This window comes from Bradyrhizobium sp. 27S5 (assembly GCF_037217225.1).
Taxonomy (GTDB): Bacteria; Pseudomonadota; Alphaproteobacteria; order Rhizobiales; family Xanthobacteraceae; genus Bradyrhizobium; species Bradyrhizobium septentrionale.
Window position 1 is genome coordinate 874,775 of sequence record NZ_CP147714.1, and the last position, 13,611, is coordinate 888,385.

General features: G+C 64.4%; 14 protein-coding genes. 12 read left to right on the top strand and 2 right to left on the bottom strand.

Going from position 1 to position 13,611, the window contains the following annotated elements; all coding sequences use genetic code 11:
- Positions 1–13 precede the first annotated feature (13 nt).
- On the bottom strand, positions 14–808 hold the full coding sequence (gene cysD, locus WDM24_RS04210; protein ID WP_338830550.1) for a sulfate adenylyltransferase subunit CysD: 795 nt from the start codon (positions 806–808) through the stop codon (positions 14–16).
- Positions 809–1,055: 247 nt separating this feature from the next.
- Here cysD and cysG point away from each other — a divergent pair, with 247 nt between their 5' ends.
- From cysG to WDM24_RS04255, 9 genes are all read left to right on the top strand, one after another.
- Positions 1,056–2,507 carry a siroheme synthase CysG gene (cysG, locus tag WDM24_RS04215; protein WP_338830551.1) on the top strand — a complete coding sequence of 484 codons (1,452 nt, stop codon included), beginning with the start codon at positions 1,056–1,058 and terminating at the stop codon, positions 2,505–2,507.
- Positions 2,504–2,821: a DUF2849 domain-containing protein gene (locus WDM24_RS04220; RefSeq protein WP_029077708.1), complete on the top strand. Its 318-nt coding sequence runs from the start codon at positions 2,504–2,506 to the stop codon at positions 2,819–2,821. Before cysG ends, WDM24_RS04220 begins: the two co-directional genes overlap by 4 nt.
- Before the next feature lie 12 nt (positions 2,822–2,833).
- Entirely contained in the window at positions 2,834–4,489 is a 1,656-nt protein-coding gene (locus tag WDM24_RS04225; RefSeq protein WP_165126489.1) for a nitrite/sulfite reductase, read from the top strand.
- Positions 4,476–4,991 (top strand): DUF934 domain-containing protein, encoded by a 516-nt coding sequence (locus tag WDM24_RS04230; protein ID WP_338695515.1) that lies wholly within the window; start codon positions 4,476–4,478, stop codon positions 4,989–4,991. The genes WDM24_RS04225 and WDM24_RS04230 overlap by 14 nt, the downstream gene beginning before the upstream one ends.
- Positions 4,988–5,719, top strand: a complete 732-nt coding sequence (locus WDM24_RS04235) for a phosphoadenylyl-sulfate reductase (protein WP_338830552.1) — start codon at positions 4,988–4,990, stop codon at positions 5,717–5,719. The genes WDM24_RS04230 and WDM24_RS04235 overlap by 4 nt, the downstream gene beginning before the upstream one ends.
- A 210-nt stretch (positions 5,720–5,929) precedes the next feature.
- The gene (locus WDM24_RS04240) at positions 5,930–6,919 is read left to right on the top strand and encodes a sulfate ABC transporter substrate-binding protein (protein ID WP_338830553.1); all 990 of its coding nucleotides are present in this window, start codon (positions 5,930–5,932) and stop codon (positions 6,917–6,919) included.
- 85 nt (positions 6,920–7,004) lie between these two features.
- Entirely contained in the window at positions 7,005–7,790 is a 786-nt protein-coding gene (gene cysT, locus WDM24_RS04245; protein WP_234583975.1) for a sulfate ABC transporter permease subunit CysT, read from the top strand.
- Positions 7,791–7,798: 8 nt separating this feature from the next.
- On the top strand, positions 7,799–8,761 hold the full coding sequence (gene cysW, locus WDM24_RS04250; RefSeq protein ID WP_414645680.1) for a sulfate ABC transporter permease subunit CysW: 963 nt from the start codon (positions 7,799–7,801) through the stop codon (positions 8,759–8,761).
- On the top strand, positions 8,751–9,800 hold the full coding sequence (locus WDM24_RS04255) for a sulfate/molybdate ABC transporter ATP-binding protein (protein ID WP_028342240.1): 1,050 nt from the start codon (positions 8,751–8,753) through the stop codon (positions 9,798–9,800). Before cysW ends, WDM24_RS04255 begins: the two co-directional genes overlap by 11 nt.
- A gap of 188 nt (positions 9,801–9,988) precedes the next feature.
- Here WDM24_RS04255 and WDM24_RS04260 read toward each other — a convergent pair whose 3' ends face one another.
- Positions 9,989–10,459 (bottom strand): YybH family protein, encoded by a 471-nt coding sequence (locus WDM24_RS04260; RefSeq protein ID WP_166302164.1) that lies wholly within the window; start codon positions 10,457–10,459, stop codon positions 9,989–9,991.
- A gap of 398 nt (positions 10,460–10,857) precedes the next feature.
- Between WDM24_RS04260 and WDM24_RS04265 the strand changes: the two genes are divergently transcribed.
- The 3 genes from WDM24_RS04265 to WDM24_RS04275 all read left to right on the top strand — a co-directional run bounded on the left by WDM24_RS04265 (position 10,858) and on the right by WDM24_RS04275 (position 13,532).
- Positions 10,858–11,355: a CAP domain-containing protein gene (locus tag WDM24_RS04265; protein ID WP_166302167.1), complete on the top strand. Its 498-nt coding sequence runs from the start codon at positions 10,858–10,860 to the stop codon at positions 11,353–11,355.
- A gap of 206 nt (positions 11,356–11,561) precedes the next feature.
- Entirely contained in the window at positions 11,562–12,731 is a 1,170-nt protein-coding gene (locus WDM24_RS04270) for a patatin-like phospholipase family protein (RefSeq protein ID WP_338695519.1), read from the top strand.
- Between the two features lie 12 nt (positions 12,732–12,743).
- Complete coding sequence (locus WDM24_RS04275) at positions 12,744–13,532, top strand: 3-hydroxybutyrate dehydrogenase (RefSeq protein ID WP_166302170.1); 789 nt, start codon at positions 12,744–12,746, stop codon at positions 13,530–13,532.
- Positions 13,533–13,611 lie beyond the last annotated feature (79 nt).

Sequence of the window (13,611 nt, forward strand, 5' to 3'; positions counted from 1 at the left end):
AGAAGCCAGTTGATCAGAGATAGCCGGCGACACGCAGCCGCTCGAACGCATCCTCGGTCTCGTGGTCGAGCGCGCGGCCGGCGCGCTCCGGGATCTTGGTGGCGTCGAGTTCGGCGAGGATCTCGTCGATATTGGACGCGGTCGAGGCGACCGGGTTGGTGATGTCCTGATCGCCCAGCGAGCGGTAGCGCTTGCCGTCCTTGGCGAGATACAGCGGAATGATCGGGATGTTCTCGCGCTTGGTGTAGGCCCAGATATCGGCCTCGGTCCAATGCAGGATCGGATGGATGCGCAAATGCGCGCCCTGCGGCGGCGAGGCGTTGAACTGGTCCCAGAACTCCGGCGGCTGGTCGCGCACGTCCCACTCGCCCTCGAGGCCGCGCGGCGAGAACACGCGCTCTTTGGCGCGCGTCGCCTCTTCGTCGCGGCGGATGCCGGCGATCAATCCGTCAAAGCCATACTTATTGAGTGCGAGCTTCAGACCTTCGGTCTTGCGCGCCGCGGAGCGCGCGGCCGGCGGCAGGGTCGGATCGACGCTGTCGATCGACGGGCAGGGTTCGACGCGCAGGTCGAGATCCCATTCCTTGCCGAAGCGGTCGCGGAACGCGTACATCTCCGGAAACTTCTTGCCGGTGTCGACATGCATCGCGGGGAACGGAACCCGGCCGAAGAATGCCTTGCGTGCCAGCCAGATCATCACATTGGAGTCTTTGCCGAGCGACCAGAGCAGCGCGAGCTTCTTCAGCCGTGCGAATGCCTCGCGCAGGATGTAAATGCTCTGCGCCTCGAGCTCGTCGAGATGGTCCATGGTCGGGGGGGCCTGATGGGCCGAAATCCCCGGCACGGAAGATGCTTGTGCAAGGGCTGCAGACCGTGATCCGGCAGCGGCGGATTCTTTGTCGAGAAGATGCATCTATCGGCCTTGGCCTGTGGAGTTGAAAATTCTAAAGTTGCGCTGCAATAGAGAAGAAATAATTTTCTCTTTGCTGGCCTTGATCGAGAGATAAATAGAAAATAATTTCAGTCAACCCCCAAGTTGGGGAAGCGAGTGTCTGATGCGATATCTGCCGGTGTTTCTGGATCTGCAAAGCGGCAAGGTGCTGCTCGTTGGAGCGGGCGAGCTCGTGCGCGCCAAGCTGCGGCTGCTTGCGGCCGCCGGCGCCGCGGTCCGCTGGTACGCGACCGACGGCAACCATGATCTCGCCGGCCTCGCTGCGGAGGAGGCAGCGCGGATCGAGCGCGCCGAGGGCGATCCGCTCGCCGCTGATCTTTCAGATGTCATCGCCGTGCTGTGCGCCGGCGCCGGCGACATCGGCATTGCGATGTCGGTGCGCGCCAAGGGGATTGGCCTGCCGGTCAATGTGATGGACGACCTCGTCCACTCCACCTTCATCATGCCTGCGATCGTCGATCGCGGCGATGTCGTGGTCGCGGTCGGCACCGGCGGCACGTCGCCGGTGGTGGCGCGCCGCATCCGCGAGAAGATCGAGGCGGTGCTGCCGGCACGGATCGGCGACCTCGCCGGCTTCATCGGCCGCTTCCGCAAATCGATCCATGCCCGCATCGAAGAGTTTCCGCTGCGCCGCCGCTTCTGGGAGCGCATCGTCGACGGCCCGATCGGCGCGCTGGTGCTGGCCGGCCGCAAGGACGAAGCCGAGCAGGCGCTGAACGCGATCCCTGATCCCGCCGCATTCGCCGGCGCGAGCGCAGAGGGCAAAGCCATTGGCCACGTCACGCTGGTCGGTGCGGGTCCCGGCGATCCTGATCTCTTGACGGTGAAGGCGCTGCGCGCGCTGCAGGATGCCGACGTCGTGTTCTATGACGAACTGGTGTCACCTGAAATTCTCGACCGCATCCGGCGCGATGCCGCGCGCATTCCGGTCGGTCGCCGTGTCGGCAAGCCCGGCATCGGCCAGGACGCCATCAACCGCCTGATGATCGAGGCGGCGCAGGCGGGCCAGCGCGCGGTGCGGCTGAAGGGCGGCGATCCCTTTGTGTTCGGCCGCGGCGGCGAGGAAATCGAGGCGCTGCGCGACGCTGGCGTTGCTTACTCCATTATTCCGGGCATCTCCGCCGGTCTTGGCGCGGCCGCGCAGTTCGAAGTGCCGCTGACCTTCCGCCACGAGGCGCTGCGCATCACCTTCCTCACCGCGCACAAGGCGCGCGATGCCGAGGTCGTCGACTGGTCGGTGCTGACCGACAATAAGATGACCGTCGTCGTCTACATGGGCATGACCGCGGCGCCTTCGATCCGCGAAGGCCTGCTCGCCGCGGGCCGCTCGCCGGAGACGCCGGTCGGCGTGTTCGCGCGCGTGACGCGGCCGGACGCCAAGGCGGCGGTCGGCACGCTGGCGCGGCTGCCCGAGCTGGTCAAACAGGTCGATGGCGGTCCCGCTGTCCTCATTATCGGCGACGTGGTCGCGCATTCCGCGCCGTGGAGCCGATCCAACGTCACCCAACTCTTCTCCAACCAGATGTTCTCCGAACTGCTGAAAGCTGCCGAATGACCTCTCCGCTTGAACAGAAGAAAATCAGGATCACGGGCCCGTCGGTGGTCACCGCCAACCGCACCTGGGATGGTGCGGTGGTGTACCGGACCGCGCAAAAGGGCTGGTCCACCGAACTCGCTGACTCCGCCATTGTCAGCACCTCCGACGATGCCCGCGCACTGCTGGCCGAAGCCGCCGCCGACGACGTCGGCGCGGTCGGCCCCTATATCGCGCCGGTCGAGCTCAAGGACGGCGGCAAGGTCAAGCCGGGCAATCTCCGCGAACACATCCGCGCCAAGGGCGTCACGATCGATCTTCAGGTGCCGGCGTAAGGCTCATCCATCATGTATGCATATGACGAACTCGACCGCACGCTGATCAACGAGCGTGTTTCGGAATTCCGCGACCAGGTGAAGCGCCGCCTCTCCGGCGAGCTCACCGAGGACGAATTCAAGATCCTGCGTTTGCAGAACGGCGTGTATTTGCAGCTGCACGCCTACATGTTCCGCGTCGCTATCCCCTACGGCACGCTGTCGTCGAAGCAGCTGCGCCGCTTCGCCCATGTCGCGCGCCGCTACGATCGCGGCTACGGCCACTTCACCACCCGGCAGAACATCCAGTTCAACTGGATCAAGCTCAGCGAGCTGCCCGACGCGCTGTCCGACCTCGCCGAGGTCGGCATCCACGCGATGCAGACCTCCGGCAACAACATGCGCAACGTCACCTCGGACCAGTGGGCCGGGGTCGCGCCGGGCGAGATCGAGGACCCGCGGATCTGGTCGGAGCTGATCCGCCAGCACACCACGCTGCATCCGGAATTCTCGTTCCTGCCGCGCAAGTTCAAGATCGCGATCACCGCCTCCGAGCACGATCGCGCCGCGATCAAGATCCACGACATCGGCCTGCGGCTGCACAAGAATGCCGACGGCGAGACCGGCTTCGAGGTGCTGGTCGGCGGCGGCCTCGGCCGCACCCCGTTCATCGCCAAGACCATCAAGCCGTTCGTCCCCGGCCGCGATATCCTGAGCTACATTGAGGCGATCCTGCGCGTCTACAACCAGTACGGCCGCCGCGACAACATCTACAAGGCGCGGATCAAGATCCTGGTGCACGAGCTCGGCATCGAGAAGTTCGCCAAGGAAGTCGACGAGGAGTGGAAGCAGATGGGCGATGTTGGGCTGACGCTCGATCACGCCGCCATCGAGGAGGTCCGCTCGCGGTTCTCCTATCCGGCCTACGAAAAGCTGCCGCACATGCCGGACGAGCTGAAGCAGGCCGCGCATGACAAGCTGTTCGAGCGCTGGCGCAAGAACTCGGTGTTCCCGCACAAGGTGCAGGGCTACTCGATTGTGGTGCTGTCGCTGAAGCCGGTCGGCGGCCCGCCCGGCGACGCCAGCGCCGAGCAGATGGACGCGCTCGCCGACCTCGCCGACAAATATTCGTTCGGCGAGATCCGCGTCGGCCACGAGCAGAACCTGGCTCTGCCGCACGTCGCCAAGCGCGACCTGCCGGCACTGTTCAAGGCGCTCGACCGGCTCGGCCTGGCGACGCCGAACGTCAACCTCGTCACCGACATCATCGCCTGCCCGGGACTCGACTACTGCTCGCTGGCGAATGCGCGCTCGATCCCGATCGCGCAGGAGCTGACGCGGCGCTTCGCCAATCACGACACCGCCGACCTGATCGGCCGGCTCCACATCAACATCTCCGGCTGCATCAATGCCTGCGGCCATCACCATGTCGGCCACATCGGCATTCTCGGCGTCGAGAAGAACGGTGAGGAATTCTACCAGATCACGATCGGCGGCCGCGCCGACGAGAACGCGCAGATGGGCACCTTGATCGGCCCGGCCGTTCCCTATGCGGAAGTCGCCGACGTGATCGAAGACATTGTCGAAGCCTATCTCGCGCTGCGCGACCGTCCCGAGGAATTGTTCGTCGATACGGTGAAGCGTCTGGGCGTCGAGCCTTTCAGGGAGCGGGTCTATGCCACTCGTTAAGCAGGGAAGACTAACCACCGATTTGTTCGTCCATGTCGCCGACGGCGCCGAGCTGCCGGGTGACGGCGCGGTGCTGGTGAGCGCCGAACGCTTTCTCGCCGGTCCGGAGGCGCTGCTGCGCCGCTCCGGCAAGGTCGGCGTGATCTGGCCGAACAACCGCAATCTCGACGATCTGGTGTCGCATCTCGATCGTCTCGCCTCGGTCGCGCTGGTGTTCCCGACCTTCCGCGACGGCCGCGCCTACAGCCAGGCGCGCCTGCTGCGCGAGCGCTACGGCTATGACGGCGAGCTGCGCGCCACCGGCCAGGTGCTGCGCGACCAGTTCGTGTTCATGACCCGCGCCGGCTTCGACGCCTTCGAGGTCAAGAAGGACGCCGATGCCGATGCCTTCGCCGCGACCATGAAGCGCTATTCGGTGTTCTACCAGCCGACCGGCGACGGCCGCGTCACCGCGCTCAACCGCCGCATGCAGCTGCGTCACTCGGAGAGCGCTGGCCAGTGAGCACGCTTGCACCAGAGCTCGCAGCCACGGCGCCGGGCGGATTGCCCGCGGCCGATGCGCTCGATCGCGCGCTGCGCACGGCATCGCCCGCCGAGGTGATCGCGGCCGCATTGAAGACGGTCGGCCGCGAGAGGCTGGCGCTGGTGTCGTCGTTCGGCACCGAGTCCGCCGCGCTGCTCAAGGTGATGGCGGATGTCGATCCGGCAATCCCGGTGGTCTTCCTCGACACCGGCTGGCTGTTCGAGGAGACGCTGGCTTATCGTGACACCTTGATAGCCATGCTCGGCCTCACCGATGTGCGTTCGATCAAGCCCGACGAGCAGGCGCTGTCGCGGCAGGATCCGGACCGCGAATTGTGGTTCACCGATCCCGATGCCTGCTGCCGGATCCGCAAGGTCGAGCCCCTGGCGCGCGCGCTAAAACCGTTCGCCGGCTGGATCAATGGCCGCAAGCGTTTCCAGGGCGGCGCCCGCACCGACATTCCGGTCGTCGAGGACGACGGCGTCAGGCTGAAATTCAATCCGTTCGCCAACGTCTCGCGCGAGGAGATCGAGGCGATCTACGCGCTCGGCAAGCTGCCGCCGCATCCACTTGTCGCATCGGGATATCAGTCGGTCGGGTGTATGCCTTGCTCGAGCCGGTCTGCCACCGGCGAGGATGCGCGCGACGGCCGCTGGCGTGGCCGGGCGAAGACGGAATGCGGCATCCATACGATAAAGATGTCGTAGTGCATGATGTCGTGGAGCAGGCGCTCAATCGCGATGACGGTTCATCGCGATCTGGCGACGCGACAAAGCCTTCGCAGTGCGGCGCCTTCGTAGCACAAGCGCGCTGCACGGCCGCAAACAAAGAAAACCGGTTTCGTTGACTTAAAGCCACTTCGCCGCGAGTTATGTCTGGCGTGTTCCCTGACATTCTCGGGTTGAATGGAGACAGAAATGATCCGTCGTATCCTGCCGCTGGTCGCGGGATTGTTGTGGGCGAGCTCGGCCTTCGCGGCCGACTATTCGCTGCTCAACGTGTCCTACGATCCGACCCGCGAGCTCTATGTCGATTTCAACAAGGCGTTCGCCGCGGCCTATCAGAAGGAAACCGGCAAGAGCGTCGAGATCAAGCAGTCGCATGGCGGTTCGGGCTCGCAGGCGCGCTCGGTGATCGACGGACTGCAGGCCGATGTGGTCACGCTGGCGCTCGCCTATGACATCGATGCGATCGCAGGCAAGGGCCTGCTCGCGGCCGATTGGCAGAAGCGGCTGCCGCTGAACGCCTCGCCCTATACCTCGACCATCGTGTTCCTGGTGCGCAAGGGCAACCCCAAGGGCATCAAGGATTGGGATGATTTGATTAAACCCGGCGTCGCCGTGATCACGCCGAACCCGAAGACCTCGGGCGGCGCGCGCTGGAACTATCTGGCCGCCTGGGGCTATGCGCAGAAGAAGTTCGGCTCAGTCGACAAGGCGAAGAAGTTCGTCGCCGATCTCTACCAGAACGTCCCGGTGCTCGACACCGGCGCGCGCGGCTCGACCGTGACCTTCGTCGAGCGCGGCGTCGGCGACGTGCTGCTCGCGTGGGAGAACGAAGCCTTTCTGGCGCAACGCGAATTCGGCAAGGACAAGTTCGAGATCGTGGCCCCGGCGCAGTCGATCCTGGCCGAGCCGCCGGTCGCCGTGGTCGACACGGTTGCCGACAAGAAGGGCACCCGCGCCGTCGCCGAAGCCTATCTGAAGTACTGGTACACCAAGGAAGGCCAGGAGATCGCCGCGCGCAACTCCTACCGGCCGCGTGATCCCGAGATCGCCAAGGAGTACGAAAAATCCTTCGCCAAGGTTGAACTTTTCACCATCGACGACGTTTTTGGTGGTTGGACCAAGGCGCAGAAGGAGCATTTCGCCGAGGGCGGCATTTTCGATCAGATCTACAAGAACTGATCGGGACTATCGTTCGGGTTAAACAGGGGGATTTGTGAGCACAGCGGTTGCACGGCGCAGTACCCTGCCGGGGTTCGGTCTCACCATGGGACTGACCCTGACATGGCTCTCCGTTATCATCCTGATTCCGCTGGCCGCGCTGTTCCTCAAGACGTTCGAGCTCAGCCTCGATCAGTTCTGGGCCATCATCACCAGCCGCCGCACCCTGAATGCCCTGAAAATTTCGTTTGGGCTTTCGTTTGCGGCCGCCTGCGTCAACCTGGTGATGGGCACCATCATCGTCTGGGCGCTGGTGCGCTACCGTTTTCCGGGCCGGCGGCTGTTCGACGCCATCGTCGATATTCCATTCGCCTTGCCGACCGCGGTCGCCGGCGTCGCGCTGACGCAATTGTTCGCGCAGAAGGGCTGGCTTGGCGCGCCGCTCGCCGAACTCGGCATCAAGGTCGCGTTTACGCCGATCGGCATCTTCATCGCGATGATCTTCATCGGCATTCCCTTCGTGGTGCGCACGGTGCAGCCGGTGCTGATCGATCTCGATCCCGAGATCGAGGAAGCCGCCGCGAGCTTAGGTGCCAACCGCTGGCACACCGTGTTCCGCGTCATCCTGCCGAGCCTGATCCCGGCGCTGCTCACCGGCTTTGCGCTAGCCTTTGCCCGCGCCATCGGTGAATACGGTTCGGTGATCTTCATCGCCGGCAATCTGCCCAACGTCTCCGAAATCGCGCCGCTGTTGATCGTGATCCGGCTGTCCGAATTCCGCTATGCCGACGCCACCGCGATCGCGGTCGTGATGCTGGTGGCCTCGTTCTTGATCATCTTCGTGATCAATCGCCTGCAGCGCTGGGCGCAAGCCCGCATTCCCGTGCATTGAGGTTCGCGATGTCGATGCAGACGGGATTGGTGACCTCGACGACGCAACTGCGGACCTACGCGCCCGCGACCGATGTCAGCGTGGCGGCGCCAGCGCCGCGGCTCGAGATCGCGCGCGCGGAGCCCGGCACGGCGCAGCGCAATCTGCGCACCGAGCCCGGCCCGATCCGCTTCATCATCATCGCGCTGGCGATCACCTTCCTCAGCGTGTTCGTCGTGCTGCCGCTGGTCGTCGTGTTCGCGTCGGCCTTCTCGAAAGGGATCGGCGCCTATGTCGCCGCGCTGGCCGAGCCCGAGGCGCTCGCCGCGATCAGGCTGACGCTGCTGATCGCCGCGATCTCGGTCACGCTCAATCTGGTGTTCGGCGTGGTCGCGGCCTGGGCGATCTCGAAATTCGAATTCACCGGCAAGACCTTCCTGATCACGCTGATCGACCTGCCGTTCTCGGTCTCGCCCGTGATCTCCGGCCTGGTCTTCGTGCTGCTGTTCGGCGCCCAGGGCTATTTCGGTCCGTGGCTGCAGGCGCACAACGTCCATATCCTGTTCGCGGTGCCAGGCATCGCGCTGGCGACGATCTTCGTCACCTTCCCGTTCGTGGCGCGCGCGCTGATCCCGCTGATGCAGGAGCAGGGCACCCAGGAGGAGGAGGCGGCGATCTCGCTCGGCGCCTCCGGCCTGCAGACCTTCTTCCGCGTGACGCTGCCCAATATCAAATGGGGCCTGCTGTACGGCGTCCTGCTCTGCAACGCGCGCGCGATGGGTGAGTTCGGTGCGGTGTCCGTCGTCTCCGGCCATATCCGCGGCGAGACCAACACGATGCCGCTCCTGGTCGAAATTCTCTACAACGAATATCAGTTCGTCGCGTCGTTCGCGATCGCATCGCTGCTGGCGATGCTGGCGCTGATCACGCTGGTGGCGAAGACCGTTCTCGAGCAACGGCTCGACGAGGCAGAGGTGCCCGATGGCGATTGAAGTCAAGAATATCGTAAAGACGTTCGGCAGCTTTGCCGCGCTCGACAATGTCGATCTCAAGGTCGCCGATGGCGAGTTGTTGGCGCTGCTCGGCCCGTCCGGCTCCGGCAAGACCACGCTGCTGCGGATCATCGCGGGACTGGACTGGCCAGACAGCGGCGAGGTCGCGATCGACGGCGAGAATGCGCTCTCGCGCGGTGCCAGCGAGCGTCAGGTCGGCTTCGTGTTCCAGCACTACGCGCTGTTCCGCCACATGACGGTGTTCGAGAACGTCGCGTTCGGGCTGCGCGTACAGCCGCGCGCGATCCGCAAGGACGAGGCGACGATCCGCGCCCGGGTCAAGGAATTGCTCGACCTGGTGCAGCTCGATTGGCTCGCCAACCGCTATCCCAGCCAGCTGTCCGGCGGCCAGCGGCAGCGCATCGCGCTGGCGCGTGCGCTCGCGATCGAGCCGCGCATCCTGCTGCTCGACGAACCGTTCGGCGCGCTCGATGCCAAGGTGCGCAAGGAGCTCAGGCAATGGCTGCGCTCGCTGCACAACGAGATCCACGTCACCTCGATCTTCGTCACCCACGACCAGGAGGAGGCGCTCGAAGTCGCCAACCGCGTCGTGGTGATGGACAAGGGCAAGATCGAGCAGATCGGCTCGCCCGGCGAGGTCTATGACAATCCGGCGACCGCTTTCGTGCACGGCTTCATCGGCGAATCCATCGTGCTTCCGGTCGACGTGGCCGGCGACGCGGTGCGGCTCGACGGCCGCCCGCTGAACATTCCGGCGCTCGGCGCTGCGTCGGGCGCGGCAAAGCTGTTCGTCCGCCGCCACGACATGGCGGTCGGTCCGGCCGGTACCGGTGCGCTGGAGGGCGCCATCCGTCACGTCCGTTCGTTCGGGCCGATCCAGCGCGCCGAAGTGGCGCTGTCGGGTAGCGAGGGCAAGACCGTGATCGAGATCGACGCCCCCCGCGATCGCGAGCTGCAGGCCGGCGAAATCGTCTCCTTGCAGCCCCGCCGCTACCGGATTTTTGCGGCACAGGAGTAGGACCCGGCCGCCGTGCCCCAACCACCCCTTGAAAAGGGGAGGTCGCTTTGCTCGTCAGAGCAAAGCGGGTGGGGATCCTCTCTCCACGACATCGGCTGTCGCCTGTGGCCGACCCCCATCCCGACCTTCCCCCTTGCAGGGGGAAGGAGAAGCAAGTGCCGTAGCTCGGATGAGCCAACAGCCTGTGACTAACGCGCCCTGACCGGCCGGTTGCCGTGGCTGTCCTGCGGTACGCCACGCTGCAGCGACATGTGCGAGTGAATGCCGAGCCAATGTCCGTCGGCCTGACGCGCGAGGATGATCGTCGCCCGCCCTGGCCGATCGAAGCGGCTTCCGTCGGGATGGAAGCCAGCGCTCGTCCACGGCGTGATCACCGTCGCCGTGCCGCCGTCGGCGCTCACCAGCACCGCCGTATTGTCGAGGTCGAAGGCGAAATCCGCCGTGCGGGGCCAGACATTGTCCCATTGCATCTCGGTCCAGCGCGTGCGGCCGCGGATCAGTTCCTGGTAGGTGCCAAACGAGATGATATCGGAATGCCAGAACGGACGGGCCGCAGCATAGTCCACCGCCCTGACGCAGGCCGCGAACCGCTCGAGCCAATCGAAGACGGATCGGGTCGTCGCTGAATCGGCGATCGGCAGGGCTGTTTGCTGGCTCATCATCTTCCTCAACCCGACGGCTATGGCGGCCGACGGAGCCAGAAACGCACAATGGTGTCAACGAAGCGAAATCCGGGGACTTGCTCCGCGGATCGGTCCCGGCTCGTGTGGGAGCTCCATCCGGGCCACGGGGTCAAAACCTCCCCTTGAAAAGGGGAGGTCGCTTTGCTCGCCAGAGCAAAGCGGGTGGGGATCTGCTCTCTCCACTTGCAGCGTCGCCTGTGGCCAGACCCCCATCCGGACCTTCCCCCTTGCAGGGGGAAGGAGAAACAGGGCTCCCACGAAACCCGGGCGTTCCAGGGAATGACGGCATTTGGCGGCCAAAAGTTAGCCCCTGTTCACCATTCAGCCACGGTTGGTATGCAACAACGGCGGGCCAACCTTGGGGGTTTTTACCAGTGAAACGGACGACGGTTGCCCTGTTCGGGCTACTGGTGCTCGCCGGCTGTGCCGCAGACACCAAAATCCCGGAAGAACCGACCATGTATCTCAACATGGCGCAGGCCGGCGCGGTGCTGGATAGCCAGGCGGCCGCGATCATGTTTTCGCAATACCGCCAGAACAATGGTCTTGGCACCGTCGTGGTGGATCCGGACCTGACGAAGCTTGCCGAGCAGCAGTCGCAGGCGATGGCCGCCCGCAACAAGATGGACCATGACGTGAAGGCCCCGCTCGGCAAGCGGCTGCAGGCCGGGGGCTATCCCGCAACCGTCGCGGTCGAGAACATCTCGGCCGGCTATCACACGCTGGCGGAAGCATTTTCAGGGTGGCGCGATTCACCGCCGCACAAGGCCAATATGCTCAAGAGCGGTGTCACAAAAATGGGCATCGCGGCCGTCTATGCTCCCAACACCAAATACAAGGTGTTCTGGACGCTCATTTTGGCGGCAACCTGATTTCGATAAAATCCGCGTGATCCGCCCTCCGCATCTGGCGCAAGCATGATCCGGAAAAGTGGAGACCGGTTTTCCGAAAAGATCATGCGAAAACAAAGCAATGAGATCGTGATGCGATCGTCGGAGATCGCATCACGATCTCATTGACGCGGCTGCGAACAGCCGCCACGGTGCGCTGCAAGGTAATCCTGACTGGGCGGTTACGAATGGATACTTCTGACACCGCGCCCGCCTCGACGCCGGCGCAAGCGCAGCGTGTGCTGGTTCTTCAGGGCGGCGGTGCGCTCGGCTCCTATCAGGCCGGCGCCTTCCAGGCGCTCTGCCATGCGGGCTTCGAGCCGGAATGGATCGCTGGCATCTCGATCGGCGCCATCAATGCCGCGATCATTGCCGGCAACGAGCCGGACAAGCGCGTGCCGCGGCTGAAGGAATTCTGGGAGATGGTGTCGGCGCCGGTGCCGTGGAATCCGGTCTTGAAGCATGAGCGCGCCCGCTCGCTGTTCAACGAGACCTCTGCGGCGATCATCGCGACCTTCGGCGTGCCCGGCTTCTTCACGCCGCGGCTTCCGCCGGCGCCGCTGTGGCCGCCCGGCAGCTCGCAATCGCTGAGCTATTACGACACCGCGCCCCTGAAGAAGACGCTGGAGCGGCTGGTTGACTTCGATCGCATCAACGATCTGAAGACGCGCCTGTCGGTCGGTGCGGTCAGCGTCACCTCGGGAAATTTCTGCTATTTCGACAATTACGAGTTCAAGAAGCGCGGCAAGAAGATCGGCCCCGAGCACATCATGGCCTCGGGTGCGTTGCCGCCGGGCTTTCCCGCCGTCGTGATCGAGGGCGAGCATTACTGGGATGGCGGCATCGCCTCCAACACCCCGCTCGACTTCGTGCTGGACGAGGAGATCAGCCGTGATCTCCTGATCTTCCAGGTCGACCTGTTCAGCGCGCGCGGGCTGTTGCCGGAGACGCTGCTGGAGGCCGCCGAGCGCGAAAAGGACATCCGCTTTTCCAGCCGGACGCGGATGAACACCGACAAGAACAAGCAGATCCATAACGCCCGCATGGCGGTGCGCGACCTGATCAGCAAGCTGCCGGATTACCTGAAGAACGATCCGTCGGTCGAGCTGCTGCGCAAGGCGTCCAAGGAGAACACCGTCACGGTGGTTCACCTGATCTACAAGAGCAAGAACTACGAGAGCTCGTCGAAGGACTACGACTTCTCCCATGTTGCGATGGTCGAGCACTGGGGCGCCGGCGTGCGCGACGTGCATTTGTCGATGCGTCACAAAGAATGGCTAGAACGGCCACAGTCCGGGGAAACCATGGTGACTTACGATCTCACGGGGGACGAACCCACGCCCCCGGCAAGCAAATAGGAGCGAACAACAATGGGTACGTTGACAGGAAAGACCGCCGTTGTGACCGGCTCGACCAGCGGCATCGGATTGGCTTATGCGCGCGCCTTTGCCGGCGCCGGCGCCAATATCGTCCTCAACGGCATGGGCGTGCCGGCCGACATCGAGAAGGAGCGTTCCGGCATCGAGACCGACTTCAAGGTCAAGGCGGCCTATTCGCCGGCCGACATGACCAAGCCGGCCGAGATCGCCGACATGATCGCGCTCGGCGAGAAGACCTTCGGTTCGGTCGACATCCTCGTCAACAATGCCGGCATCCAGTTCGTTTCGCCGATCGAGGAGTTTCCGCCGGAGAAGTGGGAAGCGATCATCGCGATCAATTTGTCGTCGGCGTTCTACGGCATCCGCGCCGCGGTGCCCGGCATGAAGAAGCGCGGCTGGGGCCGCATCATCAATACGGCTTCCGCGCACTCGCTGGTCGCCTCGCCGTTCAAGTCGGCCTATGTTTCGGCCAAGCACGGCATCGCCGGCCTGACCAAGACCGCGGCGCTCGAGCTCGCGCAGTTCAAGATCACCTGCAACTGCATCAGCCCGGGCTACGTCTGGACGCCGCTGGTCGAGCACCAGATTCCGGAGACCATGAAGGCGCGCAATCTGACCAAGGAGCAGGTCATCAAGGACGTGCTGCTCGCCGCCCAGCCGACCAAGGAGTTCGTCACCTCGGAGCAGGTCGCAGCACTCGCGCTGTTCCTGTGCGGCGACGATGCCGCGCAGATCACCGGCGCCAATCTCTCGATCGACGGCGGCTGGACCGCGGAGTAGTTTTTCCGGCGGGATTTGTCGCTGGACTGCCAGAAACAATGAGCCGGCCCTGATTGAATCAGGACCGGCTTTTACTTGA

Coding starts and splice junctions, on each gene's coding strand:
- cysD (WP_338830550.1), bottom strand. CDS start 808: ATGGACCATCTCGACGAGCTCGAGGCGCAGAGCATTTACATCCTGCGC.
- cysG (WP_338830551.1), top strand. CDS start 1,056: ATGCGATATCTGCCGGTGTTTCTGGATCTGCAAAGCGGCAAGGTGCTG.
- WDM24_RS04220 (WP_029077708.1), top strand. CDS start 2,504: ATGACCTCTCCGCTTGAACAGAAGAAAATCAGGATCACGGGCCCGTCG.
- WDM24_RS04225 (WP_165126489.1), top strand. CDS start 2,834: ATGTATGCATATGACGAACTCGACCGCACGCTGATCAACGAGCGTGTT.
- WDM24_RS04230 (WP_338695515.1), top strand. CDS start 4,476: ATGCCACTCGTTAAGCAGGGAAGACTAACCACCGATTTGTTCGTCCAT.
- WDM24_RS04240 (WP_338830553.1), top strand. CDS start 5,930: ATGATCCGTCGTATCCTGCCGCTGGTCGCGGGATTGTTGTGGGCGAGC.
- cysT (WP_234583975.1), top strand. CDS start 7,005: ATGGGACTGACCCTGACATGGCTCTCCGTTATCATCCTGATTCCGCTG.
- cysW (WP_414645680.1), top strand. CDS start 7,799: ATGTCGATGCAGACGGGATTGGTGACCTCGACGACGCAACTGCGGACC.
- WDM24_RS04255 (WP_028342240.1), top strand. CDS start 8,751: ATGGCGATTGAAGTCAAGAATATCGTAAAGACGTTCGGCAGCTTTGCC.
- WDM24_RS04260 (WP_166302164.1), bottom strand. CDS start 10,459: ATGAGCCAGCAAACAGCCCTGCCGATCGCCGATTCAGCGACGACCCGA.
- WDM24_RS04270 (WP_338695519.1), top strand. CDS start 11,562: ATGGATACTTCTGACACCGCGCCCGCCTCGACGCCGGCGCAAGCGCAG.
- WDM24_RS04275 (WP_166302170.1), top strand. CDS start 12,744: ATGGGTACGTTGACAGGAAAGACCGCCGTTGTGACCGGCTCGACCAGC.